Origin of the sequence: Helicobacter cynogastricus (assembly GCF_900197855.1) — a bacterium.
GTDB classification, from domain to species: Bacteria; Campylobacterota; Campylobacteria; order Campylobacterales; family Helicobacteraceae; genus Helicobacter; species Helicobacter cynogastricus.
Map to the genome: position 1 here is coordinate 1 of NZ_FZMQ01000009.1, position 25,888 is coordinate 25,888.

Genomic DNA, 25,888 nt, shown 5'->3' on the forward strand with positions numbered 1-25,888 from the left:
CGTCTAGATTTTGGCTAGAAGTTCCCCCCCCCCCCCCACATTTTGAAACACACGCGATGATTTTATATTCAGAACACTTCTCTAAGGAGAGGCGCAATTTCACATCTCCTATACTAAAATCACAGATTTTTGGCTTACTTTGTAAACTCTCTAAATCCGACTTATCTAGCTCAAGCTTAATAGAGTTCACGCAAACTCCTTTTTTTCATTTTTCTCCTCCTCAAAATTAAAGCCCGAATTCTAGCACAAATTTTTTAATAACTCACCCCCCCCCCCCCCAGCCAAAGCCCCCTGCACACTGGCTAAATCCTTATCGCCCCGTCCGCTTAGATTGACAAGGATCAAGCTCTCTTTTTGGCATTTTTGGGCGAGTTTATAAGCGTAGGCTAAAGCGTGTGCGCTCTCTAAAGCCGGAATGATCCCCTCGCTTTGGCTTAAATGCACAAACGCCTCTAATGCCTCCTTGTCACTAATAGCCACATACTCCGCCCGCTCACTCTGCTTTAAATAACTATGCTCAGGCCCCACACCCGGATAATCCAGTCCCGCAGAAATACTATGACTTTCTTGTATCTGCCCTTCCTCATCTTGTAAAATATAACTCTTACACCCGTGTAAAATCCCCACACTACCCTTACACAAAGTCGCCCCGTGTTTGTTTGTGTCAAGCCCTAACCCTCCGGGCTCAACCCCTATTAGCCCCACGCTTTTATCCTCCAAAAATCCGGCAAAAATCCCAATCGCGTTTGAGCCCCCGCCCACGCACGCGATCACACTATCAGGCAATCTGCCCTCTTTTTCTAAAATCTGCGCGCGCGCTTCCATGCCGATTACACTTTGAAAATGCTTAACCATTTGGGGATAGGGGTGGGGACCTGCAGCAGTGCCTAGCAGATAATGCGTGCTAGGATAAGAACTCGCCCAATCTCTTAGCGCTTCATTAATCGCGTCTTTAAGGCTAGCACTCCCGCTCTTAACCCCCACCACCTGTGCGCCCAATAAGCGCATGCGAAAAACATTGGGCTCTTGGCGTTGTATGTCCTTTTCTCCCATGTAAATCACACATTCTAACCCTAACAACGCGCAAGCAATCGCTGTGGCTACCCCATGCTGTCCTGCGCCCGTTTCAGCGATCACACGCCTTTTGCCCATTTGTTTAGCCAGTAACGCCTGCCCTAAGGCTTGATTAGTCTTGTGCGCCCCCCCATGGATCAAATCCTCGCGTTTGAGATACATTTTTACCTTAGGATTAGGGCAAAAGTTTTTCACTAGAGTTAGCGGGCTGGGTCGCCCGACAAAATCCTTTAAAAGGTTGTTAAATGTGGCTTGGAACTTTGAATCTTGCAGGCAATCTTCAAACGCCTGTTCTAACTGTTCTAAAGCGGGCACTAATAACTCGGGCACAAAAGCCCCCCCAAATTCTCCAAAATAGCGATCCATCAATACTCCCGTAACATTTTTGCCACTTGGGCGATTTTTTGCGCGCTCTTTTTACCCGGCGCGCTCTCCACCCCTGAGTTTAAATCCAAGCCTAAAGCCCCCGCGCCAACCGCCTTTTCTAAATTGCTCGCATTCAAGCCCCCGGCTAACATAAAGGGGTGTTCTAGTCCCTCTAAGAGTTCCCAAGAAAAAACAACCCCATTGCCCCCCGCCCTAGCCCCCTTGCTATCATAGAGCACCAAATCCGCATGGAGGGCGTGCGTGTCTAGTTTGTGCGCTTTGGGCGCGACACGCACCACCTGCCACACCGGGCATGTCAAAGAGGCTTTGAGCAGTGCCATTTGCTTAGGGCTGTAATTGCCATGTAATTGCACCGCCTTTAGCCCCAATTTATAAACCCTCTTAATGATGGTTTTGATGTCAGTTTCTACAAACACCCCCACAAAGTCAAGTTTGGGCACTTTTTTAATGAGTTTGGCAGCCTTTTTGGGAGGGATATAGCGCGGGCTGTGAGGATCAAAGATTAAACCGCCATAAATAAAACCACTTTTATACACCGCTTTAGCGTCCTTGACTCTTTTGAGCCCACAGACTTTATTTTCCCCTAGAATAAGCTTTTTACATGCCTTTTCTAGATTTTTTTGCGCCATTAAAGAGCTTCCCACTAAAAAGCCATCCACTGATGGGCAAAGTTTTTTAACATGGGCATGGGTGCTAATCCCAGATTCGCTGATGACAAGCTTATCCTCTGGGATTAACGCTCTGAGTTCTAAAGTGGTGTTCAAATCTACTTTAAGAGTTTTGAGATCGCGGTTATTGATCCCAATGATGGGAGCGTTTAAATCTAGCGCTCTTTTGACTTCGTCCTTATTGCTCACTTCGGTTAAAACTGCCATCCCTAACGATTTGGCTAGATTACTAAGGCTCTTGTAGGCTTCATCTTTAAGCGCGCTCAACATGAGCAAGATCGCATCCGCGCCCATATAACGCGCCAAGCGCACTTGAAAGGGGTCTATGATGAAATCCTTGCACAAAAGGGGTTTGCTGGTGTGGGTGGCTACAAGGTGCAAATTCTCAAACGAGCCTTTAAAATATTTTTCATCAGTGAGCACAGAAATACAAGTGGCGTATTTTTCATAAACCTTAGCGATTTTAGCCAAATTAAAGGGGCTTCGAATCAAGCCCTTAGAGGGGGAGGCTTGTTTGCACTCTAAAATAAAGCTAGTGCGCCTCTCTTGCAGGGCTTGGTAAAAATCTCTTTGCGCGGGTTTAAGATTTTCAGACAGGTTATAGCGATTCTTTAGGGCTTGTATTTCTAATTTTTTATGTTCTAACATAGTTTTTAGCAGGTCATGCATGGCTTAGTTCAATCATCCTTTGTAAATGGGTGTAGGCTTGTTGGCTTTTTAAGTGCTCTTTGGCTAGCTGTGCTCCCTCTTTAAAACTATTAGCCCTGCCTGCTAGTACCAACACCCCCGCGCTATTGGCAATAATACTTGCTCTTTGGGCGGGCGTGCCTCGCCCTTGCAATAATTCTAGGCAAATTTGCGCGCTCTGCTCTATGCTCTCTACTTGGATTGCCTCTAAGGGATAACTCTCTAAGTCAAAATCACTAGGGTTTAACTCGTATTGTTGTATTTGCCCCTCTTTGAGTTCGCAGACTAAAGTTGTTCCATGCAGAGCGATCTCATCACTGCTAGCACCATGCACCACTAACGCCCTCTGCACGCCCAAATTTTGTAAAGCCAAAGCGAGCGGGTAGCAGAGCTTGGGATCATACACGCCTAAAAGTTGGGCTTGCGGGCGCAGGGGGTTTAGCAAAGGTCCTAGCAAGTTAAAAATAGTGCGGGTTTGCAGGGCTTTTCTTAGGGGCGCGGCTTTAGCAAAACTGGGGTAGAAAAGCGGGGCAAAGAGAAAGGCAAAATGGGTTAAATCTAGGCTTTTAGTAATCTGTTTAGCACTTAGACGGAGATTAAAACCTAGCTGTTCTAAAAGTTGCGCGCTCCCACTCCCACTAGAGCTATAATTGCCCGCTTTAGCCATTTTCACGCCCAAGCTCGCACACACAAAGGCACTAATGGTGCTGATATTAAAACTCTTAAGCCCATCTCCACCTGTGCCACAATTATCCACCACTTCAAAAGGGTAGCTCAAACTCTGCCCCTCTTGTAAGCACGCCTGCACCGCGCTAGAAATCTCTAGGGGGCTCTCCCCCTTGCATTTAAGCGCGATGAGTAACGCGCTCAATTCAATATCGCTTAAATTTCCCTTGAGAATGCCTTTAAACAGCGCGTCAACTTGGGAGGGTTGTAGGTCTTGCTTGGCACAAAGATGGTTGAGTAAATGAGGATAAAGAGGCATAATCTTTTCTTGTGTGTCTTGCATGGAGGGGGAATTATAGCACACACAAGGTGGAGTATTGCTATAATGTGAGTTTTGGGAGAGCGCATGCGTATTTTTGTGATCCACTTATCTAAAGCCACTTGCACGCAGTGGGAGCTTAAAGAGCGCAACATTGAAGGTTTATTGCAATCTTTAGAGCAAAACAAACATCCAGTTGAGGTTTTTGAGGCGATCTATTCTAAAACCTCAGAGGGTTTAGATCCGCTCGTGGCTAAACACCTACACCCCTTTTTTATCCACCCTAGTGTGCAAACTTCTGCACCTAAAAATTGGCTGTCTTATTTGCAAGCTTGCTGGTACGCGCTCCAACAAGAGGGCGTGCCCATGAGTTTAGGAGAACTGGGGTGTTTTGCTAGCCATTATGCCTTGTGGCAGCGTTGTGTCGCTTTGCAAGAGCCTATTTGTATCTTAGAAGACGACATCGCCCTAGAATCCCACTTTTTTGAAAGTCTTGATTATATCGAGCCCCATATGTCTCTTTTGCATTGGGTGCGCTTGATGCATTTATTTAACTATCCTTTAGAGATGACGGCTGTTCTTGGTGTGTTTGAAATCAAAGAGCCCACTTGGGGGAGTGGCACGCAAGGCTATATCATCACTCCAAAAGCCGCCTCTAAATTTTTAAAGGCCAGTCAAAAATGGGTCATGCCTGTAGATTGTGTGATGGAAAATACCTATTTGCATGGGGTCAAAAATTATGTGATCAAGCCCTTTGTGATTCGTGAGAATAGCACTACAGGCAATATCACTAGAGATCGCAATGTCCCCTGTCCTGCGCCTATTAGATTTTTTAAAAAACTCTATCCCTACTATGTCAGATTCCAACAAAGAAGATAGAACGCACCGGGCACTGCTAGAATGGTATGAGTGCTACGGGCGTAAGAGCATGCCCATTCGCCATCTGCATGGTCCTAACGCGCCCTATGAGGTCTATGTCTCTGAAATCATGTCTCAGCAGACACAAATTAGCGTGGTTTTGCAAAGATTTTTTGATCCCTTTTTGAAGGCTTTTCCCACTCTCAAGGTTTTAGCCCTAGCCCCCCTAGATCAGGTGTTGTTGCTATGGAGGGGTTTGGGTTACTACACAAGAGCTAAGAATTTGCACAAAAGCGCGCAGATATGCGCACAATTATACGGGGGCAAGTTGCCCAAAGACTATCGGCTTTTGCGCGCTTTGCCCGGGGTGGGGGATTATAGCGCGCGCGCGGTGCTGTGTTTTGGTTTTAGAGAGGCGGTGGGGGTGGTGGATGCCAATGTGGCTAGGGTGTTGTTGCGCTTTTTTGCCATCGCGCCCAAACAAAAGGGATTAGCCTTCCTCTTGCAGGCTAAAGCGGATACTTGGCTCAATACAAATAATCCCTTTGATCACAACCAAGCCCTCATCGATTTGGGGGCGTTGGTGTGCACTAAAACCCCTCAATGCCATGTATGCCCCTTGAGTTTTGCATGTCAGGGTAAAAATAACATCCAAGAGTTTAGCCTTGCTAAAAAAACCCCTAGCATCCCTCTAAATCTACTTTGTGGCATCTGTGTGCAAGAGGGGCATATTTATTTGAGCTACAAAGATGAGGGACTTTATGCCCATCTTTATCAAATCCCGCTGCTAAAAAATCAAGAAATGACCCCTTTGCCTTTTCTAGGTCAAGTGCGTCATAGCTACACTAAATACCGCGTGCGCGCACAGGTGTATCAGGCAAGCGTGCAGGATTTACAAGAAGCGCATTTGCAAAAAATAGCCCTAGATCAGCTCAAAAATATCCCCATTAGCGCGCTCACGGCTAAGATTTTAAAACTCGCGGGGCTTTAAACTAACTCATGTTATAACGGGAAAAATCCAAATTTATTTTTAGGATGTGCCATGCAAAAAGAAACAAATGGGTCTCTTGGACGCAAAAAAATTTATAATCCTCAATCTGCAGAACCTGCCAAAGATCGCCGCATTTTTGGGGGCAACCCTACGGGCATGTTCGATCTCAACCAGATCAAATACCAATGGGCGCATAAGATATGGAAGACGATGTTACACAATACATGGTTTCCAGAAGAAGTAAGCATGCATGGGGATAAAACCCACTATCTCAAACTCAGCACGCAAGAGAAAATCGGCTACGATCGCGCTCTAGCCCAGCTTATTTTTATGGATAGCCTGCAGACAAATAACTTGATTGACAATATCAATCCCTTTATCACCAGCCCTGAGATCAATCTCTGCTTAGTGCGCCAAGCCTATGAAGAAGCCTTGCACAGCCATAGTTATGCGGTGATGGTGGAGAGCATTAGTGCTAATAGCGATGAGATTTATGAAATGTGGCGCACTGATGAGGCGTTGAAGAATAAAAATGACTGCGTGGCGCAGGTTTATATGGATTTAGCGCACACGCAGACAGAGCGCAACTTGCTCAAAGCCCTTGTGGCTAATCAAATCTTAGAGGGCATTTATTTTTATAGTGGTTTTAGCTTTTTTTACGCGCTAGCTAGAAGCGGCAAAATGCTAGGCTCTGCGCAGATGATTCGCTTTATCCAGCGCGATGAGGTTACTCACTTAGCCCTCTTTCAGAGCATGATCCACACTCTTAAGAAAGAACGCCCCGATCTCTTCAGTAAAGACCTAGTAGAGGAAATTTTAGAGATGTTTAAAGAGGCGGTGGATTTAGAGAGCACTTGGGGGAGAGTCATTACCCAAGATGAGATTTTAGACCTCAACCCTGTTACTCTGCGCGCTTATATTGAATACCTTGCAGATACGCGCTTGCATGCTATTGGTTTGCCTAAAATCTACCACACCAAAAACCCCATGCGCTGGGTGGATCAATTCTCTAGCTTTAATAGCCAACGCTCAAACTTCTTTGAGGCTAGGGTGAGCAATTACTCTAAAGGCAGTTTGAGTTTTGAGGGCTTTTAATGCACCGCATCCAAAACGCGCACATGTGCGCAGATATTGCCAAGCATTTCCCCCTAGAAGCTCCCATTAAAGAAGCGATTTGTGCGATCCCCCGCGTTGAATTTGTCCCTTCTAAACAACTTGCCTACAGCCTAGATGCCCTCCCTATGGGTGCGGATCAATTTATCAGCTCTCCTCTGACTGTGGCTAAAATGACGCAATTCTTACAGCCCTATCAAGTGGATAGCGTGCTAGAGATTGGCTGTGGGAGCGGGTATCAAGCGATGGTGCTCTCCAAACTCTTTAGGCGGGTTTTCACCATTGAGCGCATTGAAAAACTCTTATTAGAAGCCAAAGAGCGTTTTAGAAAGCTCAAAGTTACCAACATCCACACCAAATTAGGTGATGGGCAACAGGGCTGGGAACAATACGCTCCCTATGATCGAATCTTGCTCTCAGCTTGCACCCCAGCTATTCCCCAAGTTTTGAGTGCGCAACTTGAAGAGGGGGGGTTATTAGTCGCGCCCATTGGCGATCTGCAAAGCCAACAGATCACCCGCTTTATCAAAAAAAACGGGGTTTTGATTGTGGAGAGTGTGCTAGATAGTTGCCTCTTTGTCCCCATTGTAAGCGGGGTTGAAAGAGGGGTTTAGCGTGCAAATTGCTAAAAACTACATGCTCAATGCAGTAGGTCAGGTCTTTTTCTCTTTCTTTGTGGTTCTCTTTTTTATTGCCTCTATTGTGATGCTCATTAGTATCGCCACCGTTACACTTGTTGTCAAACTAAGTGCGCTCGATCTTTTGCAACTTTATTTTTATCTTCTGCCCGGAACTCTCTTTTTCATCATCCCCATCACCTTTTTTGGGGCTTGTGTAATTGGTTTAGCGCGTTTGTCCTACGATCACGAGCTTTTGGTCTTTTTCTCTTTGGGTATCGCCCCTAAGCACATTGTGCGCGCGCTCTTACCCCTTTGTTTAGCAGTGAGCGCGCTATTATTGGTGTTTTCTTTAATTTTAGTGCCCGCCTCCAAGAGCGCGTATTACTCATTTTTGCATGATAAAAAAGAAAGAGTAGATGTAAATATCCAAGCGGGGGAATTTGGGCAAAAGCTGGGCGATTGGTTGGTGTATGTGGGCAAGAGTCAAAATGGAGTTTTTAGCGATCTGGTACTCTTTTCCCATAGTGGCTTGAGCACAGAGAGTTTTATCATCGCCAAAGAGGGGCGCATTCGCAACCAAAACGGCCTTTTTGAGCTAGAATTAGACTATGGCAATGCATATTTTGCCTCCAATGATCAGGTGCGTAAAGTGCATTTTAAAGAACTTATTTTAAAGAATAAACCCACTCTCTCTGAGCGCACCGATGCGGCGTATTTGCGCGGGCATGATTTCATAGAGTATTGGGGTAGGGCTTTTGGCTCTGATCCTAATAAACACCAACAACGCCGTTTTTCTCAAGCGATTTTAGTCGCCCTCTTCCCTTTAGCTAGTTTGTTTTGTATTCCTTTGTTTGGGATTGCTAATCCGCGCTATGCTAAGAATCTTTCCTATGTCTATGTATTAATAGCAGTGGGAATTTACTTCTTAAGTATGCATATTATTAGCCAGGACATGCCTTTGATAGGCACAATTGGCTTGCCTATTGTGTGGATGTTAGGCTCTTATGGACTTTATCGCTATAAGGTAGTGCGTTCTTACTAATGGGGCGTTTTAAAATGCTCTTAGCCTATGATGGGAGTGCCTTTTATGGCTATGCCAAACAGCCCAATTTGCCCAGTGTAGAGGGCGCGCTTGAGCAAGCTTTAGCTAGATTAGGCATTTCTAGCCCTATTTTATGTGCCGGGCGCACAGATAGAGGAGTGCATGCCCTCTATCAAGTAATTTCTTTTAGCGCGCCTTTAAGCCTGCAAGCCCTGCAAAGACATCTCCCCTCTAAACTACCCCCCTCCATTTTATGTCGGGGTATCCAAGAAGTCTCTCCAAATTTTCATCCGCGCTTTGACGCTGCATGGCGACTCTATCGCTATGTATGTACGAACACGCCCCCCTCTCCCTTTTTAAGCCGTTTTATCGCCCATTGTGCCTATGGACCTCTTAAGCTTATTCAAGAAGCCCTAAATCTCTTTGTAGGCACACATGATTTTAAATTTTTCTGCAAACGCGAAACACGGCACACACAGCGCACGATTCATAGTACAAAGGTTTATCAGCGCGCCCTATACAACCATCCTTGCATAGTCATAGCAATACGCGCCCCCTCTTTTTTGCGCGCGCAAGTGCGCTTGATGGTAAGCGCGGCTTTGGCGCACTCTTTGGGCAAATTATCCCTAGAGGATTTGAAAGCCCAAATTGCCACGCGTGCGCGCCATCATCATCTTTTAGCCCCCCCACAAGGGCTTTATTTGGTGCGTGTAGGCTACCCCCCATTTGCAATCACTTAATACAAGCAAATTACAATCTTTTATCTCATTTTAAGGAGCTTTCCATGACCCCTCATGTGATTGTTGTCGACATTCAAGAAAAACTTTTTCCTGTGATGTCCCAAAAAGAGGCACTTTTGACTAATTGTCTCAAATTCTTAGAAATCGCCAAAGAATTAAAATTTCCCATTCTAGCCACAGAGCAAAACCCCGACAAGCTGGGCGCAACTCTAAGTGCGCTGGCTAAATACCCCTTTAGTATCGAGCAAAAGCAAGCCTTTAGTGCTTATGAGGTGTTACAAGCCAAAATCCCACAGGGCGTGCCCCTTTTTATATTAGGCATTGAAGCCCATGTTTGTGTCTTTCAAACCGCTCAAGATTTTTTAAAGGCGGGCTTTACCCCCACACTTTTAGCCGATTGCACCAGTTCTAGGGATCAGAGCAATAAGCAATTGGCCCTAGAACATCTAAGAAGCTTGGGAGCTAGGATTCTCTCTAGTGAGATTGTCGCCTTTGAGAGCATGCACACTTACACACACCCTAGTTTTAAAGCCATTTCTAAAATCATCAAGTGATTCTTAGGAGCAGGAGGGGATTTGCACTGAAGTTTTTAACCCTTAATGTTTGTTGTTTATGGCAAGAATTTTTAGTAAAATTACTTATATAAGTTGATATAACTTGTATCAAGTTTTGAATTTAAACGCCTAAAAACCGCGTATTTTTAGCAATATTTTAAAAAGAATGCTAAATTTTTTAAAATTTATGTTATACTGCGCCCAGTTTTTAGAAAGGAAGCCCATGGGTGTCAAAAAAGAGTGGCTCTTAGACGCGTTTATTAAAACCTATTTAGGTAGCCATGCGCCTGTGGGCTCTGAGAGTTTACGCTTGGCTCTTAAAGAGGGGCAGAATGCACAAATTTCTTCAGCCACAATCCGCAATTACTTTAAAATGCTCACTAATGATGGTGCGATGCGCCAAAGTCATACCAGCAGTGGGCGTATCCCCACTAATGGAGCTCTCAAAAGTTATTGGCGCACCAAACTTGATTGGAGCACACCCTTAGAAGTGGATTTGCAAAAATTGCAAGAGGCAAGCCAACGCTATGAAATTTTTAGTGTGGTGGAGCACTATAAAAAAGGCGTGTTACAAGCAGTCTATAACCACAACGATCGTTTTTTGATCTTAGATTTTGAAGCTACACAGATGTTGCTCCACTATAACAAAAAACTAGAAGCGTTCATAAGAGACCTCATTGGGTTGGAGTGCAAGACCATTCAAAACATTGCCTTATCTGTGTGCGCCACCAGTTTAGCCAAACAAATAGAGGCCTACTATCAAGAACAGCTTTACTTTGGACTCTGTGTATTGGCAAAACTCTTACAAGCCATCAACTCCAAAAAATTAGAGGCGTTGTTTTTAGAGATTGTGGGGGGGAATCTATTTAGACACCTAGAGCAAGGTTTGCATTTTGAGGAGGTTTTGCCTTTGGGATTCTTAGGGGTGTTGCGCCCAATAAAAACCCAAGATGAAGAGATGAAAATGTTTTGTGTGGGTGGGCTTGAACAGGATTTTGAGGGCTTTTATCATTCTATTAGAAAGGTATGCTAATGCAAGATATAAAAGATAAAGATATTGAGACAGAGCAAGAGGCAGATTATCAAAGTTGTGGGGAAACTCACACCTGCCCGGTAGAGACCACGCAAGAAGTCGCCATCGACTATCAAGCCAAATTTAAAGAAGCTCAGGATTTGTATTTGCGCACACATGCGGATTTTGAAAATGTCAAAAAACGCCTAGAAAAAGACAAATCGATGGCTTTAGAATACGCTTATGAAAAGATCGCCCAAGATTTATTGCCCGTGATCGACACCTTGCATGCAGCTTTGCAAAGTGCCAAGCAGGAGGGAAGTAGTGCCATCTCTGAGGGTTTGGAGCTCACTTTGCAAAAAATGCACGAGGTGCTGGCTAAACATGGCATTGAATGCGTAGAATGCACTTCTGATTTTGATCCCCACTTGCACAATGCGATCATGCATGTGCAAGCCGATCATAAAGAGGAAGGGCAGATTGTCGAGGTTTTCCAAAAAGGCTACAAGTATAAAGAACGCTTGTTGCGCCCTGCGATGGTGAGCATCGCTAAAAATAATAAATAATTAAATTCAACACAAAGGATCTAAAAATGGCAAAAGTCATTGGTATTGACTTAGGAACAACAAACTCCGCGATGGCGGTTTATGAGGGCAATGAGGCAAAGATTATCGCCAACAAAGAGGGTAAAAATACAACCCCCTCAGTGGTGGCTTTCACTGATAAGGGTGAAATCTTAGTAGGCGAGAGTGCCAAACGCCAAGCAGTTACTAACCCAGAGAAAACGATCTATTCGATCAAACGAATCATGGGCTTGATGAGCAATGAGGATAAAGCCCAAGAGGCTAAAAAACGCCTGCCCTATAAAATCGTGGATCGCAATGGGGCGTGTGCGGTAGAGATTGCTGGTAAAACCTACACCCCTCAAGAGATTTCAGCCAAAATTTTGATGAAACTCAAAGAGGACGCAGAAAGCTATCTAGGCGAACAAGTTAGCGAAGCGGTAATCACCGTGCCCGCTTATTTTAATGACAGCCAAAGAAAAGCCACCAAAGAGGCGGGCACGATTGCGGGCTTAAATGTGCTTCGTATTATTAACGAACCTACTTCAGCGGCTTTGGCTTATGGGCTTGATAAAAAAGAATCTGAAAAAATCATGGTTTATGATTTGGGCGGAGGGACTTTTGATGTAACCGTGCTTGAGACTGGAGATAATGTCGTAGAAGTGCTAGCCACTGGCGGGGATGCTTTCTTGGGCGGGGATGACTTTGATAATCGCATTATTGACTTCATCGCCAAAGAGTTTGAGAGCGAGAGTGGGATTGACATTAAAAAGGACATTATGGCGTTGCAACGCTTGAAAGAAGCTAGCGAAAACGCCAAAAAGGAATTAAGCTCGGCTCAAGAGAGCGAGATTAACCTGCCCTTTATCACTGCTGATGCCAGCGGTCCTAAACACTTGGTTAAAAAAATCAGCCGTGCCAAGTTTGAAAGCTTGATTGATGATTTGATTGAGGACACCATTAAGAAAATTGATAGCGTGATTCAAGATGCGGGGCTTAGAAGAGATGACATCGCTGAAGTGGTGATGGTGGGTGGGTCTACGCGTATTCCCAAAGTGCAAGAACGCGTCAAAAGCTTTATCAATAAAGAGTTAAACAAATCGGTTAACCCTGATGAGGTTGTGGCTGTAGGGGCAAGTATTCAAGCGGGCGTGCTCAAAGGCGATGTAAAGGATGTCTTATTGCTTGATGTCATCCCCTTAAGCCTTGGCATTGAAACTTTGGGCGGGGTGATGACTAAGGTCATTGAAAAGGGCACAACGATCCCAGCTAAAAAGGCACAAATTTTTTCCACTGCTGAGGATAACCAACCCGCTGTATCCATTTTGGTCTTGCAAGGTGAGCGCGAATTTGCTAAGGACAATAAATCTTTGGGCAAATTTGATCTAACTGGCATCTCTCCTCAACCAAGAGGTATCCCTCAAATTGAGGTTACCTTTGACATTGATGCCAATGGGATTTTAACCGTCTCTGCTAAGGATAAAAATACCGGCAAATCTCAAGAGATCAAAATCACCGGTTCTAGTGGCCTCAGCGATAGCGAAATTGAAAAAATGGTCAAAGACGCGGAGCTGCACAAAGAGGAAGATACCCGCCGTAAGGCTGTAGTTGAGATCAAAAACCAAGCCGAAAGTTTAGCGCATGAAACTAAGAAAGGTCTTGAAGAACACAAGGCTAACTTAGAGGCTAGCGAAGTGGAAAAAATCCAAGATGCCTTGAGCGACTTAGAGGCATGTGTTAAAAATGAGAACTCCAGTAAAGAAGAGGTCGAGGGTAAAATCAAAGCCTTAGCTGAGGCATCCAAAAAGCTCACCGAGGCGATGATGCAAAAGGAGAAAAATCCCCAATCTGCAAAAAAAGATGAGGATGTGATTGACGCTGAGGTGGAGTAGTGTTGCAATACTTAGGGGCGTTTGAAGCCAAGCAGGGGGTTTTGACCCTAGAGTTGCCAAGCTTAGAGGAGGGTGTCCACGCCATAGAGGGGGGCTATTATGCCAAGTTAGAAAAAGGTCAAGTAATTTGGCTCATTGATAATCGTTGCGATCACATGGGTGGATGTTTGCGCCCCTGCGGGGGGGGGGGGGGGGGGGAACTTGCCTGCCCCAAGCATTCTTGGAAACTTGATTTAAACACTTTAACTTATCAAAATGGGAGCACCAAAACTCCCATCGATCCTACCACCTATACTCATAAAAATAATACCCTAACCCTATACAAACCCAGCAATTTGCACAACCCCTTTAAACCCACCACAAGGGGCAATTTTAGCCTGCGTTACCACAACCATGCCTGTGTATCCCTTTATGGCGGAGGGTTGCACATTTTAACCGATCCATGGCTACTAGGATCAGCCTTTTTAACCGGATGGTGGCATGCCCATCCTAGCTCTGAACAAGCTCTGCAGGCCTTGCAAGAAGCGGATTTGATCTATATCTCTCACAACCACCCCGATCACCTCAGCCCTCAAACTTTAGAGTTAGTCAGTAAAGATACATTGATCATTTGCGCTAATTTTGACTCCAAAAGCACACAGAAAGGCTTGCAAAATTTAGGCTTTAAGAATGTGATCCCCTTAGATTTTAAGCAGATTTATCAAATCTCTGAGGGCACGCAACTTGCACTGCTTAAATCCGGGGATTTTAGAGATGATAGCGGGCTGTATTTGTGCCTAGAAGGGCATGAAATCATTTTGAGTGTGGATAGCAATTTTTTAAACCAATACATTTTACCCCAAAATTTAAGCCTATTGTGTAGTGCCTTTGCTGGGGGAGCGAGTGGCTTTCCTCTATGCTTTGAAAATTACAGCCACGCAGAACAAGAGAGTATTTTAAAGCGCAATTTAAAGGGGGCTTTTAAAGGAGTGGAGGATTTAATGCAGGTTTGTCGCCCTAAAGCCTATATGCCCTATGCGGGGATGTTTAAAGAGAGAGCACAGCGGGATAAGATGATAGCCCAACGCAACCATAAACACTGCCCTAAAGATTATGAAAATCTTTGTAATGCTGTGCAAGCGCGCTACCTTGAGCCCAGACCTGACACCCTTTATAGCTTTACTTCTAATGGAACAAATCAACAGGAAGTCCCCACAACTCTATTAAATTTACCTGAGCCAGAAATGGAGATTCAAAAGCTTAAAGAAACTTATCATTACGACCCAATCAAACTCATCGCCTACTTAAAAGAGGCTAATTATCACGATCGGCAGATTGTATATTTTGTGCCCACTAACGATGATTTTAGCCAAGAGCTAGGGGCTAAAGTTGTGGCAGACTTTTCTACTCAAAGCTTTAGAACGCTTGAGCCTGAAGAAACCATGCTCACTTCTAAAGAGGGTTTCAAAATCATGGTGCTTAAAATGCGGGTAGAAATTTTAGCCTTAGTTGTGGCGCGTAAACTCCCCTTTGAGGATTTTTCCATCGGGTTTCATTGCCGTGTGTGGCGCAATCCAAATGTCTATGAGAGCGCGTTTTGGTTTCATTTCACCAATGTGTGTTGTGAGGGTTTAGGGGCGCTTGCTAACTAGCAAAGATATAGCTTGTTAACTTTGCTCGCTCAAAGTGAAGAGATAGAATCTTGTAAATAAAAGCTCTAGGGTTAAAATTTAAAAAGCGGTTTAGTATCCATGCCTCAAAATCACGCTATGATGGTGTTTTTCTTTAAAGGCAGTCTATGGAGTTTCAAATCGATGTGATCGATGAAGTGCGCGCAAATATTAGAGGTTTAGAGGACGACTTAGTGCCCTTAATGGCGCATTTGGGCAAGAGCGGGGGGGTGGAATTGGTTTTAGTGGACTCAGGGCGCATTCAGGAGCTCAATAGAGATTACCGGGGGGTGGACAAATCTACAGATGTGCTAAGTTTTCCTATTGAGATGCCTGCTCAAAATTTATTAGGCAGTGTGGTGATCAATGTAGAATGCGCCCAAATGGAGGCGCAAAAGCGCGGGCACAGCCTGCTAGATGAACTCAGACTTTTATTTTTACATGGCTATTTACACTTGTTGGGCTACGATCACGAAAAAGATAATGGAGAACAACGGGCATTAGAAGAAGAGATGATCCAAGTCTTCAATCTACCTTCTAGTTTGATTGTGCGCTCTGAAAATCTTTAAGGGTTTTTAGGGTGCTAGCCCACTTGGTGTTAAAAAGTGCTGGGCGCACCAGCGGGGGGACTTTTAAAAGCCTGCAGGCTTCTTTGTAGACTTTAGGCAGAATTGGCATTGTGCCCAAAAAGGTTTTAACCACATACACCAAGCCCCCCCCAAGTCCAACAATATAACGGCTATTTTTAGAGACAAACACCCCATTAAACCCTCTTTTCTCTAATTCTAGGCGTTGTTTGTGGCTCAAAAGATAACCTAGTTTTTTTAATAAGCGATCGATATAGTAGAGATTTTGCCCCCCTGCTTTAAAAACAAAACCCCCTTCAAGTTCAAGGAAATTTAGGGCCGGATAGAGGGCGTGCTTTTCTTGTTCTAAGGCTTTAAAACTGCGCACTAACCCGCTTGCAACTCCGGACAGATTTAAAAAGGGTGTGGCTAGAGTGTGGCGGATCAAGTTGCGCTTAAAGCGTAAATCTAAGTTAGTGCTGTCCTCAAAATAGCGGAGTTTGTGGCGGTGCAAATAATTTAACAGGGCACTCTTGGGCGTGTAGATAAGGGGACGGATCAAATGGTAGTTTTTGCGCTTTTCGCTTGCACTAAAGCCTAGTAAGGTTTGCAAGCTCGCTCCTTTGCCAAGTTGCATCAAAAGCCATTCTAGTTTATCGTTTAAATGGTGGGCTAGGATTAAATGGGTGTAATTAAAGGTGTCCATCACATTTTCAAAAAATTCATAGCGCGCCTTACGGCATTTGGCTTCTAAATTCGCCCCACTAAGTTTTGCTCCCCCCACATGCACGCGTTTTTGATAGAGTTTGCCCAAAGTTTTAGCATGTGCGATCTCTGCACGCGCTTGCTCTCTTAAGCCGTGATCAAAGATGGCTAGATCAAAGTTTAATTCCTGTTCTAAGAGCAGATGAAATAACGCCACGGAATCCCCTCCCCCAGAAAATCCTAATAACCCCCGCCCTTTTTGCAAAGCCTCCAATTCCTCTAAAATGATTTGCATTTAAGCCACATTTTTATTTCTACCAACTAGAATTTTCAATCCATTGTCCCACTTGCTCATTTTGTTCATCTTAAAAAAATAAGGGAAGCCCATGTTAGCGTTTTTAGCGCGTTTTTTTCAATTTAAAGAGCGCAACACCTCTTTTAGTGTCGAAACCTTAGCAGGTTTGACCACCTTTGTAACGATGGCTTATATTGCCATTGTTAATCCTGCTATTTTGCAAAAAGCGGGCATGGATTTTGATGGGGTGTTTGTGGCCACTTTATTGGCTTGTGTCGTGGGCACTCTGATTATGGGGCTAGTGGCTAATTATCCCATCGCTATCGCTCCTTCTATGGGCATGAACGCCTATTTTGCTTTTGTGGTGGTTCTTGGCATGGGGGTTGCGTGGCATACTGCGCTGGGCAGTGTTTTTATCGCTTCTGTGATTTTTTTAATCCTCTCTTTAACCGGGTTTAGAGAGGCTCTCATTAAATCCATCCCCACCTCTTTAAAGGCCGGTATTACCGCAGGCATTGGACTTTTTATCGCCTTCATTGGCATGCAAAATGCGCATTTGGTCGAGTCTTCTAGTGCGACTATTATCACTTTGGGCAATTTCTCCCAACCCATTGCCTACATGTCGCTCATTGGTCTTTTTATCACCATCGTTTTATTGGTCAATCGTGTCCGCGCGGCTATTTTCTTGGGCATTCTCATCACTGCCTTTTTAGCCTTTTTATTAGGGCATTTAAAACTTCCCGATCATCTCTTTGAATTGCCCAAACATATCGACACCACTTTTTTTAAACTGGATCTTCTAGGCGCGCTCAAGCCCGATTTAGGTGCGGTGATCTTCACTTTCTTTTTAGTGATGCTCTTTGACACGACCGCAACTATGATCGGAGTGGCCCAACAAGCAAATTTAATGCAAGGTGAGAAATTTTTAAACGCCAAAAGCGCGCTCTCTGCCGATGCGATCGCTAGCGCGATAGGGGCACTTGCAGGCACTTCGCCCACTTCAACCTACATCGAATCGGGGGCGGGGGTAAGTGTTGGGGGGCGCACGGGCTTTACTTGCGTGGTGGTGGCTTTTCTCTTTGCCTGTTTGCTTTTTTTAGCTCCCCTTGCTAAAGCCTTGGCCAGTGTGCCAGCCATCACTTCGCCCGCTTTGATCATCGTGGGTTTCATGATGATGAGTCATTTAAGCCAGATTGATTGGCAGGATTTAGAAGAAGCCCTACCTGCTTTCTTTGTGCTCTTTTGGATTCCTATCTCTTATAGTATTACTAATGGGGTGGGTATTGGGCTTATCCTCTATCCGCTCATTAAGATTTGTCGGGGTAAGTTTAGGCAGGTCCACCCCCTGCTCTATCTCTTTGGGGCTTTGTTTGTGGTGCAGTTTGCATTAGATGCGCGTGGGTAGTTGATCAAGGCGGTAGTATCCATAGTGCCACCATCAATTTACGCCCCCCCCCCCAACCTAACAAGTTTTCTAAATTTTTTACAATTTGCTCATAGCTGTATTCTTGAATCCTCTCATGCAACTCCTCTGTAATCTGCTTATAGTAATTTGAGTCTTCTAAAAGGCGGTCGATTTTTTGTGCCATTTCTTCGGAGCTATGTACCACAAGTTTTCTATGCAACTCTCTTACATTGCCCACATCTGTGCATAAAAATGGGACGCCATATTGCATGCTCTCCAAGATCACCATAGGAAAGCATTCGCCACAACTCCCATGTAAAAATAGTGTGGCCTCCTTGAAGAATTGCAACACCTGAAATATAAGGGGGATTTTTGCGCCACTTAAATGATAGGCTTTTAAGACAAAGTCTTGCCCTTTTTCAGGGTAATAGTTAGAAACATTTAGGAGATAATGTTGTGTTGTTGTGTTGTTGTGTTGTTGTGTTGTTGTGTTGTTGTGTTGTTGTGTTGTTGTGTTGTTGTGTTGTTGTGTTGTTGTGTTGTTGTGTTGTTGTGTTGTTTAGGCGCACAAATATCGCGTGCAAATATTCCATTGGGCAAAATAGCCACCCGTGCATAAAATTTTAGGTAATTGTAGGTATGACTTCGTTTGTGTAGAAAAAGAAGATAATCATAGTGCTTGAGTGCCTTTTTGAGTTTGTCGCGCAAGTGACCGAGATCGCTCTGTCTTTTGCCTAAGAAATTTAAAAAAGTATCTCTAATACGTTCGCGCCAAGAGGTTGCCATTAAGCCCGCTTCGCCATGACTGCGCAAAATTTTTTTCTTAGCCTTGCATTTAGAGATGTGGTCATAAATGTAATCTGTGTTCCAAGTTAGGATCGCCGAATTAATCAGCAGATCGCATGTAAAATGGCAGACAAAATCTATATAGGCATCAAATTCCCCCTGCCACCATCCTTGATGAAAAATTTCAAAGGGAATCACCCACAAATTAGGAGCGATCCGTATAGTCTCCTTAGTAATTGCTCCACTCGTGATCGTCCCTTTAGTGCCTGTTCGTGTAAAGCGCATGTCCCCAAACATCGTACCTGTGATAACATAAACTTGATAACCTGCTTGCGCAAGCCCTAGTGTGAGGCCATAATCTGCGCTAGCCAATCCCGTTTGCAGAGGGTAATATTGTTCTGTGTAAAGTAAAATGGTTTTCATGTTGCTCCTTAGATTTTTTGACTTCCTATTCCTGCGCATAAAATGGCCATTCCCTCACTTGTGAGGGTAAAGGGGTTGGATATTTTGTAAATCTCTCTGAGATCAAAAAGCTCTCTTTCTTTTGGTGAAAAGCCTCCCTCAGGGCCAATCATCACCCCTTGTTGTAAATCTTGCAAACAAGCACTACTATGTGTGCCGTGCAAATCCATGACAGCGGCTTTAGGGTAGGTTTTTAGGGCTTGTTCTGTATTTTCCAAAAATTCTAAAACCATCAGATCGCTACGTCCGCATTGCTGGCTAGATTGAATTAAAATTTTTTGAAATTTTTCTAAATGGTGATTAGGTTTCTCATTTTTTTGGCTGTATTCGGCATAGAAAAAACTAATTTTACACACGCCCATCTGGTTTAAATAAGGAAGGGTTTTTTCTACACTTTTAAGCGCAATGATTGCCCAAAGCAAGTGGGTTTTATGCAGGGGGGTTTGGGGGGAATAGCGACTCTCTACTTGGCATAGGCGCGCATATTTTTTGCAGACTTCTTTTTGTTCATAAAAATAAAGGCGATCATCTTTAAGGTTTCTGAATGCTAAAATTTTTTGCATGGGTGTACGGCGACTTAAATATAAGTGTCGGTAAAGCTCCCCCTCTATAATCAATTCTATCTCTCCTGCTTTGGGGTGATAGCTAAATCGCATGCGCGCTCCAAAATTTTGTGCCCATTTTAACACATTCTCTTTTATAAGGCATTTCTAAGAGTAATTGCCATAGTATAAGCGTTTCTGAGTTGCCAAACTCTATTAAAAAAGAAGTTAAGATGTCCGCTTTGGTCTTTCCAACCTCAAAATTTGTTGCCCTATAATCTTAGCCAAGTGGCAAACATAGGATGATTGAGTGAAATCTTCTAGCCCTCAGGAAGCTGTTATTTTACTAAACATGGGCGGGCCTAATAACTTAGATGAGGTGGCGCTTTTTTTAACTAATATGTTCAATGATCCCTATATTCTCTCTGTAAATCCTCCAAAATTGCGCAAACTCTTGGCTAGTTTTATCACTAAAAACCGATTGCAAAAATCTCAAGCCATTTACCAGCGTATAGGGGGAAAATCTCCTATCGCCTCTTTGAGCGCAAAACTTGTCGCCAAACTCAATGCCCTAGACCCTAGTCGCCATTACACCTATGCTATGCGCTATACACCTCCTTTTGCCCGCAATACTTTTCAAACTCTGCAGGCTGAGGGTTTTGAACGCCTTAAATTATTTTCTATGTACCCCCAATATTCCACCACAACGACACTTTCCTCCATGCAAGATGCCCTAAGGGCTCTTGAAACTCTCAGCTATACACCACAAATCACGCGCGTTGAGAGATTTTATACACATTCTTTATATAATCAAGCTATCGTGGAGACCATCTCCAACACCCTTGCCAAACGATCTGCCAAAGATTTTGTGCTCATTTTTTCTGTACATGGTCTGCCTACAAAGGTGGTTTTAGAAGGCGATCCTTACCAAGCGGAATGCTTGCACCATGTCAGTTTGCTCAAACGCGCTTTTGTGCGCACCTCTTTACGCTTTAAAGAAATTGTATTAGCCTACCAATCCAAAGTGGGGCCCATGAAGTGGCTAGAACCTAGCACGGAAGAGATAATTGAACAATACCGCCGGCATAAAATCATCATCTACCCCCTAGCCTTTAGCATTGATAATTCCGAAACCCTCTACGAATTGCAGATTCAATACAAATTCCACGCCATGCGCTTGGGAGTGCCTGAATACTTAGTGTGTCCTTGTTTAAACGATCGATCTAGCTTTGCGCGTGCGATCGTTGATATTGTCAATCACGGCTTTGAATCCGCATTAAGCTATCAATTTACTCCTCAAGACTACAATGAAAGTTTATCTCACTAAAAGGATTTATATGCGTTATGTGTTTCTAATGTTGCTCAGCTTGATACTAGGAGTCCATGTGGTCATGGCCAAGAGCGATGAGATTAATGAGGACATGATCAGCTCAGGCACAGGTTTTTCTAAAGAAGCCCAAGAAGAGGCGAATAATTTAGATAAGCAGAGTTATGCGGGCCTAGAAGATGTATTTTTAGACACCAAGTTTATCACGCCTAATGGCAAGTACATGTTGCTTGTTTTTGGTAAAAATGGGTGTTCTTATTGCGAGTTGCTTAAACAGGATATTAAAAAACATAGTAATCTTAGGGATTTTATCAAAACCCATTACAGCGCCTATTACATCAATATCAGTTATTCTAAGATGCACACTTTCAAGGTAGGAACTGCTAAACAAAGCAAGGAATATAAATTTCCCACCTCAGAATTAGCCCAAATCTACGAGGTTAACTCCACTCCCACCATCGTATTTGCCAACCCTGAGGGCAAGACCATTTATGAGCTTCCTGGCTACATGCCCTACAAGCAATTCTTGGCCGTTTTGGAATTTGTAGGTAAGGGTTTACACAAAGGAATTAGCAATGACAAAGAATTTATAGAAAAATTGCGTGATTATATCCGCCAACGCACTAGGGAACTCAATGCCGCTTAAAACACTGCTTAATTTTTTCTTTGCCTCCTTTTGGACGGCAATTCCGGTGATGATCACTTACGCCACCGCCTGCGCGATAGCAACTTTCATTGAAAATGATTATGGCACTCCAGCTGCTCAGGCTGTAGTCTATCACACTTGGTGGTTTAATGCTTTGCATGTTTATTTGCTTATTCTTGTGATAGGCTCTATGATCGCCTCTAAGGCTTTACAAAGAAAACGATGGGCAAGTTTGTTTTTTCATAGTGCCTTAGTGATTATTATTATAGGTGCGGGCATTACGCGTTTCTTTGGCTTTGAGGCGACTATGCATATTAGAGAGGATGCCACAAGCAACACTATCACTACCACAGACACCTATTTAAATATTCATGTTTCCAAGCAAGACACTTCGCCTCTAAGTTTTGCGCTCAAAAGTGGGCTTTCTCCCTTTTCTAAGCACCTCCCCACCCAAACTTTAGAAGTTTATGGAAAACCTCTGCATATCGAGCCTTTGAGCGTGCGCAAAATGACCACTCAAAAGAAGGATAACCGCGCCCTTTTAACTCTTAAAGTTAGCTATGAGGGACAGAGTCAGACTTATCAAATCGTGGGGGGAAGCGGAATTGTGAGCGAGGATGTGCAGGCAGACTTTAAGGGCGTGCAAATTGCTATCAATTGGGGAGTAACCACCAAAAAACTCCCCTTTGCGCTCAAACTCAAACACTTTGAGTTAGATCGCTACCCCGGATCAATGAGCCCCTCTTCTTATGCCTCTGAGGTTGAGATCTTAGATGAAAAAGGCGCGCTCATCAAACCCTATCGAATTTTTATGAATCATGTGCTGGATTACGGCGGATATCGCTTTTTTCAAAGCTCCTATGATCGCGATGAAAAGGGTACAATTCTTTCTGTTAATCGGGATCCGGGCAAGGGGGTTACCTATTTGGGCTATAGTATTTTAATTTTGGGTGCCATCATTCTTCTTTTCTCCAAGAGTGGGCGTTTTCAAAGATTGTCCCTTTTCCTTAAAAATCAAAAGATTGCCGGGTGGCTGTTGGTCTGCTTGTTTATTTCCTTTGGATCATATTTACACGCTGAAGAAGGCTTGATAGACATGCACGGGGGCAAAAGCGCGTCCACACCCCTAGACAATATGGGTAAGGCAAGTCTTGAGAAGAAAAAAAACGCGCTTCTGCGTGCTGCCATTATCAAGCGGATGAAAAATCTTAAAGCGCATTCTAAGGGGCAATTAGGACTATTCCAAAGACTCCAAATTCAAGGTTTTGAGGGGCGGATTAAACCCCTAGACACTTTGAGCATAGACCTCATCCACAAGATCACCAAAGAAGATGGCTTTAAGGGCATGGACAATATTCAGGTTATGCTGGGCATGATGCTCTATCCAGATGATTATAAGAATATCAAAATGATCTATGTCGCCACGCCCCGCCTGCGCCAAATTCTAGGTGTGCCTAAGAGTCAAAAGCGGGTGGCTTTCATTGATGTTTTTGATCCACATGGTTATAAGTTACAAAATTATGTTGAAGAAATCAATCAAAAAGCCCCTAAGGACCGCGATACTTTCGATAAAGATGTTTTACATGTCGATGAGCGCGTGAATTTAGTTTATATGATCTTTAGTGGGGCGATTTTGAAAATCTTCCCAGACAAGAGTGGAAATACTTGGCTCTCTCCTGCCGATGCAATCAAAAGTCAAGATTCAGATTTAGTCAAAGAGGCGAGGGCGTTTTTACGCGCGCTTTTTGTGGGCTTTGATGCGGGTGTGGACTCTAATAAATGGGACAATTTACATAAAACCCTCAAAGCTCTAGCTACTTACCAACAAGAACACAGCTCCCTTTATCTCAAATCCTCTAAGGTGGATGCTGAAATCTTTTTAAATCACAGCAATTTTTTTAACACCCTCACTCTGCCCTATTTGCTCTTAGGTCTGTGTCTCTTAGTCGTGGTGTTAGTGGCTATCTTTAAAAATAAACCTCCGCACGCGTGGGTGCATTGGAGTTTTTACGCCCTATTAGCTCTGTGTGCTTTAGCCCACACGATCGGGTTGCTCTTGCGCTGGTATGTGAGTGGGCATTCTCCTTGGAGCAATGCTTACGAGTCCATGCTCTATATCTCTTGGGCAGCCGTACTTGCCGGGCTTATTTTGCGCTCTAATTTGGCTCTGTGCGCTTCTAGCTTTTTGGGAGGAATTGCTCTTTTTGTGGCGCATTTGGGCTTTATGGACCCTCAAATTGGCAATTTAGTCCCCGTGCTCAAATCCTATTGGCTCAATATCCATGTTTCCATCATCACGGCTAGCTATGGCTTTTTAGGTCTGTGCTTCATTCTAGGAGTCTTAACTCTCATTTTATTTATTATGAGAAGCCCCAAAAGGCCAAATGTGGATAATACGATCCTCTCTTTGAGCGCGATCAATGAGATGGCGATGATCTTGGGGCTTTTAATGCTCACCGTGGGCAATTTTCTAGGCGGAGTTTGGGCTAATGAGTCTTGGGGGCGTTATTGGGGCTGGGACGCTAAAGAAACTTGGGCACTCATCTCCATTGCTGTCTATGCGGTGATCTTGCACCTACGATTTTTGCGTTTTGAGTTCATGCCTTTTGTTTTTGCAAGTGCGAGCGTGGTCGGTTTTTACTCGATTTTAATGACCTATTTTGGGGTAAATTACTATCTTTCAGGCATGCACAGCTACGCAGCTGGCGATCCTGTGCCTATCCCTAGTTTTCTGTATTTTTTCATAGCTTTCACGCTAATTTTGATTATTTGGGCAAGTTGGAAACGCCAGCTAGTAATGGCTAAAATTTAAATGCAAACATGTTAATTTTAAATGGTTAGAATAGAGCGTTTAAATTCTTTAAAAAGGGAGATTTATGGCAACTAGGAAAGAACACGATTTTATCGGCGAAATGGAGATTGATGATAGCGTCTATTATGGGATTCAAACTATGCGCGCGGTGGAGAATTTTAATATCACCCACGATCGGCTGTTAAACTACCCCATTTTCATCCGCTCCTTTGCTCAAGTTAAAAAAGCCGCAGCTCTTGCTAATGCCGAACTAGGCTTGATTGACATCAAGATTAAAGACGCGATTTGTTATGCCTGCGATAAGATTATTGATGGCGAATATCAAGATCAATTCGTAGTAGACATGATTCAAGGGGGAGCGGGCACAAGCACCAACATGAATATGAACGAGGTGATCGCCAATGTCGCGCTAGAATATTTGGGGCATAAAAAGGGCGAGTACCAGTATTGCCATCCCAACGATCATGTCAATCGCTCTCAATCCACAAATGATACCTATCCTAGTGCGCTTAAAATTGCCATTTATGAACGCCTAGATCACATGACCCAAATCCTTAAATTACTCAAAGATGCATTTGCTAAAAAGGCAAAAGAATTTGCCCATGTCCTCAAAATGGGGCGCACTCAACTTCAAGATGCCGTGCCTATGACCTTAGGGCAAGAATTTGAGACCTTTGTTTCTATGGTAGAAAAGGACATCCAACACATTTTAGATGCGCGTAATTGGACTCGTGTGATCAATTTGGGTGGGACAGCTATTGGTACAGGTATTAATTCTCATCCAGACTACAAACGCATTGTTGAAAAGAAAATTCAAGAGGTTACAGGCAGGCCTTTTACCATCGCCCACGATCTCATTGAAGCTAGTCAAAGTACAGGGGCTTATGTCCAAGTGAGCGGTGCGCTCAAACGCGTGGCGATCAAACTCTCTAAAATCTGTAACGATCTTAGGCTACTCAGCTCTGGACCTCGTGCGGGTTTGAATGAAATCAATTTACCCCGCATGCAACCGGGTAGCTCTATTATGCCCGGTAAGGTAAATCCGGTCATCCCTGAGGTGGTCAATCAAGTTTGTTTCTCTGTAATTGGCAATGACCTAGCGGTATCGATGGCAGCTGAGGGTGGGCAGTTACAACTCAATGTTTTTGAACCCGTGATTGCCTACAAACTCTTCCATTCTTTCCTCATGCTCAATCGCGCGATGCGCACTTTAGTAGAAAAATGCATTAATGGGATTACGGCTAATGAGAAAATCTGCCATGACTATGTCTTTAATAGCATAGGCATTGTAACTGCCCTCAACCCACACATCGGCTATGAAAAATCTGCCTCCATTGCCAAAGAAGCCCTAGATACTGGTAAATCTGTCCAAGACATTGTTTTAGAACGCAAACTTCTGACAAAAGAGCAACTCGCTGAAATTTTCCAACCAGACAACATGGTTAGCCCTCATATTTTCAAAAAGCATAAAGACTAATGCAATTCCTGCCTCTTGTATTTGCCGCCC

25 protein-coding genes are annotated in these 25,888 nt (G+C 43.9%); 17 read left to right on the plus strand and 8 right to left on the minus strand.

Annotation, left to right across the window (positions count from 1 at the left end):
* The 4 genes from C6H00_RS04900 to trpD all read right to left on the minus strand — a co-directional run.
* Positions 1-190: hypothetical protein (locus C6H00_RS04900; RefSeq protein WP_158655732.1), on the minus strand; the 190-nt coding region annotated here is incomplete at its 3' end.
* Positions 191-240: 50 nt separating this feature from the next.
* Positions 241-1,440, minus strand: a complete 1,200-nt coding sequence (trpB, locus tag C6H00_RS04905; RefSeq protein ID WP_104749908.1) for a tryptophan synthase subunit beta — start codon at positions 1,438-1,440, stop codon at positions 241-243.
* Positions 1,440-2,798 (minus strand): bifunctional indole-3-glycerol-phosphate synthase TrpC/phosphoribosylanthranilate isomerase TrpF, encoded by a 1,359-nt coding sequence (gene trpCF / locus C6H00_RS04910; RefSeq protein ID WP_104749909.1) that lies wholly within the window; start codon positions 2,796-2,798, stop codon positions 1,440-1,442. The genes trpB and trpCF overlap by 1 nt, the downstream gene beginning before the upstream one ends.
* Positions 2,791-3,801: an anthranilate phosphoribosyltransferase gene (gene trpD / locus C6H00_RS04915; RefSeq protein WP_104749941.1), complete on the minus strand. Its 1,011-nt coding sequence runs from the start codon at positions 3,799-3,801 to the stop codon at positions 2,791-2,793. The genes trpCF and trpD overlap by 8 nt, the downstream gene beginning before the upstream one ends.
* 87 nt (positions 3,802-3,888) lie before the next feature.
* Here trpD and C6H00_RS04920 point away from each other — a divergent pair, with 87 nt between their 5' ends.
* The 12 genes from C6H00_RS04920 to ybeY all read left to right on the plus strand — a co-directional run bounded on the left by C6H00_RS04920 (position 3,889) and on the right by ybeY (position 15,404).
* Positions 3,889-4,680 (plus strand): glycosyltransferase family 25 protein, encoded by a 792-nt coding sequence (locus C6H00_RS04920; RefSeq protein ID WP_104749942.1) that lies wholly within the window; start codon positions 3,889-3,891, stop codon positions 4,678-4,680.
* Positions 4,655-5,650: an A/G-specific adenine glycosylase gene (locus C6H00_RS04925; protein WP_104749910.1), complete on the plus strand. Its 996-nt coding sequence runs from the start codon at positions 4,655-4,657 to the stop codon at positions 5,648-5,650. The genes C6H00_RS04920 and C6H00_RS04925 overlap by 26 nt, the downstream gene beginning before the upstream one ends.
* A gap of 51 nt (positions 5,651-5,701) precedes the next feature.
* Positions 5,702-6,745: a ribonucleotide-diphosphate reductase subunit beta gene (locus C6H00_RS04930; RefSeq protein WP_104749911.1), complete on the plus strand. Its 1,044-nt coding sequence runs from the start codon at positions 5,702-5,704 to the stop codon at positions 6,743-6,745.
* Positions 6,745-7,377 (plus strand): protein-L-isoaspartate(D-aspartate) O-methyltransferase, encoded by a 633-nt coding sequence (locus C6H00_RS04935; RefSeq protein ID WP_104749912.1) that lies wholly within the window; start codon positions 6,745-6,747, stop codon positions 7,375-7,377. Before C6H00_RS04930 ends, C6H00_RS04935 begins: the two co-directional genes overlap by 1 nt.
* Before the next feature lie 7 nt (positions 7,378-7,384).
* A complete protein-coding gene (locus C6H00_RS04940; RefSeq protein WP_104749943.1) occupies positions 7,385-8,425 on the plus strand; it encodes an LptF/LptG family permease in 1,041 nt (346 codons plus the stop codon).
* Positions 8,425-9,165, plus strand: coding sequence for a tRNA pseudouridine(38-40) synthase TruA (truA, locus tag C6H00_RS04945; protein WP_104749913.1), 741 nt, complete (start codon positions 8,425-8,427; stop codon positions 9,163-9,165). Before C6H00_RS04940 ends, truA begins: the two co-directional genes overlap by 1 nt.
* A gap of 44 nt (positions 9,166-9,209) precedes the next feature.
* On the plus strand, positions 9,210-9,719 hold the full coding sequence (locus C6H00_RS04950; protein ID WP_104749914.1) for an isochorismatase family protein: 510 nt from the start codon (positions 9,210-9,212) through the stop codon (positions 9,717-9,719).
* 223 nt (positions 9,720-9,942) lie between these two features.
* On the plus strand, positions 9,943-10,752 hold the full coding sequence (locus tag C6H00_RS04955) for an HrcA family transcriptional regulator (protein WP_104749915.1): 810 nt from the start codon (positions 9,943-9,945) through the stop codon (positions 10,750-10,752).
* Positions 10,752-11,297 carry a nucleotide exchange factor GrpE gene (gene grpE / locus C6H00_RS04960; RefSeq protein ID WP_104749916.1) on the plus strand — a complete coding sequence of 182 codons (546 nt, stop codon included), beginning with the start codon at positions 10,752-10,754 and terminating at the stop codon, positions 11,295-11,297. The genes C6H00_RS04955 and grpE overlap by 1 nt, the downstream gene beginning before the upstream one ends.
* A 26-nt stretch (positions 11,298-11,323) precedes the next feature.
* Positions 11,324-13,186 (plus strand): molecular chaperone DnaK, encoded by a 1,863-nt coding sequence (gene dnaK, locus C6H00_RS04965; RefSeq protein WP_104749917.1) that lies wholly within the window; start codon positions 11,324-11,326, stop codon positions 13,184-13,186.
* Positions 13,186-14,817 (plus strand): MBL fold metallo-hydrolase, encoded by a 1,632-nt coding sequence (locus C6H00_RS04970; protein WP_199769191.1) that lies wholly within the window; start codon positions 13,186-13,188, stop codon positions 14,815-14,817. Before dnaK ends, C6H00_RS04970 begins: the two co-directional genes overlap by 1 nt.
* Positions 14,818-15,038: 221 nt before the next feature.
* Entirely contained in the window at positions 15,039-15,404 is a 366-nt protein-coding gene (gene ybeY, locus C6H00_RS04975) for an rRNA maturation RNase YbeY (RefSeq protein ID WP_233704430.1), read from the plus strand.
* Here the strand turns inward: ybeY and tilS are convergent.
* A complete protein-coding gene (gene tilS, locus C6H00_RS04980; protein WP_104749919.1) occupies positions 15,373-16,401 on the minus strand; it encodes a tRNA lysidine(34) synthetase TilS in 1,029 nt (342 codons plus the stop codon). The two genes, ybeY and tilS, sit on opposite strands and share 32 nt — an antisense overlap.
* 91 nt (positions 16,402-16,492) lie before the next feature.
* Here tilS and C6H00_RS04985 point away from each other — a divergent pair, with 91 nt between their 5' ends.
* Positions 16,493-17,806, plus strand: coding sequence for an NCS2 family permease (locus C6H00_RS04985; RefSeq protein WP_104749920.1), 1,314 nt, complete (start codon positions 16,493-16,495; stop codon positions 17,804-17,806).
* A 4-nt stretch (positions 17,807-17,810) separates the two neighbouring features.
* Here C6H00_RS04985 and C6H00_RS04990 read toward each other — a convergent pair whose 3' ends face one another.
* The 3 genes from C6H00_RS04990 to C6H00_RS04995 form a co-directional block, all read right to left on the minus strand.
* Entirely contained in the window at positions 17,811-18,155 is a 345-nt protein-coding gene (locus C6H00_RS04990; protein ID WP_233704427.1) for a glycosyltransferase, read from the minus strand.
* 92 nt (positions 18,156-18,247) lie between these two features.
* Complete coding sequence (locus C6H00_RS08540) at positions 18,248-19,015, minus strand: hypothetical protein (protein ID WP_158655733.1); 768 nt, start codon at positions 19,013-19,015, stop codon at positions 18,248-18,250.
* A gap of 8 nt (positions 19,016-19,023) precedes the next feature.
* Complete coding sequence (locus C6H00_RS04995) at positions 19,024-19,710, minus strand: 16S rRNA (uracil(1498)-N(3))-methyltransferase (protein ID WP_104749945.1); 687 nt, start codon at positions 19,708-19,710, stop codon at positions 19,024-19,026.
* A gap of 196 nt (positions 19,711-19,906) precedes the next feature.
* Here C6H00_RS04995 and hemH point away from each other — a divergent pair, with 196 nt between their 5' ends.
* From hemH to aspA, 4 genes are all read left to right on the plus strand, one after another.
* Positions 19,907-20,923, plus strand: a complete 1,017-nt coding sequence (gene hemH / locus C6H00_RS05000; protein WP_104749922.1) for a ferrochelatase — start codon at positions 19,907-19,909, stop codon at positions 20,921-20,923.
* A gap of 10 nt (positions 20,924-20,933) precedes the next feature.
* A complete protein-coding gene (locus C6H00_RS05005) occupies positions 20,934-21,569 on the plus strand; it encodes a SoxW family protein (RefSeq protein WP_104749923.1) in 636 nt (211 codons plus the stop codon).
* A complete protein-coding gene (ccsA, locus tag C6H00_RS05010; RefSeq protein WP_104749924.1) occupies positions 21,559-24,381 on the plus strand; it encodes a cytochrome c biogenesis protein CcsA in 2,823 nt (940 codons plus the stop codon). Before C6H00_RS05005 ends, ccsA begins: the two co-directional genes overlap by 11 nt.
* A gap of 64 nt (positions 24,382-24,445) precedes the next feature.
* A complete protein-coding gene (gene aspA, locus C6H00_RS05015; protein WP_104749925.1) occupies positions 24,446-25,858 on the plus strand; it encodes an aspartate ammonia-lyase in 1,413 nt (470 codons plus the stop codon).
* Positions 25,859-25,888: the final 30 nt, after the last annotated feature.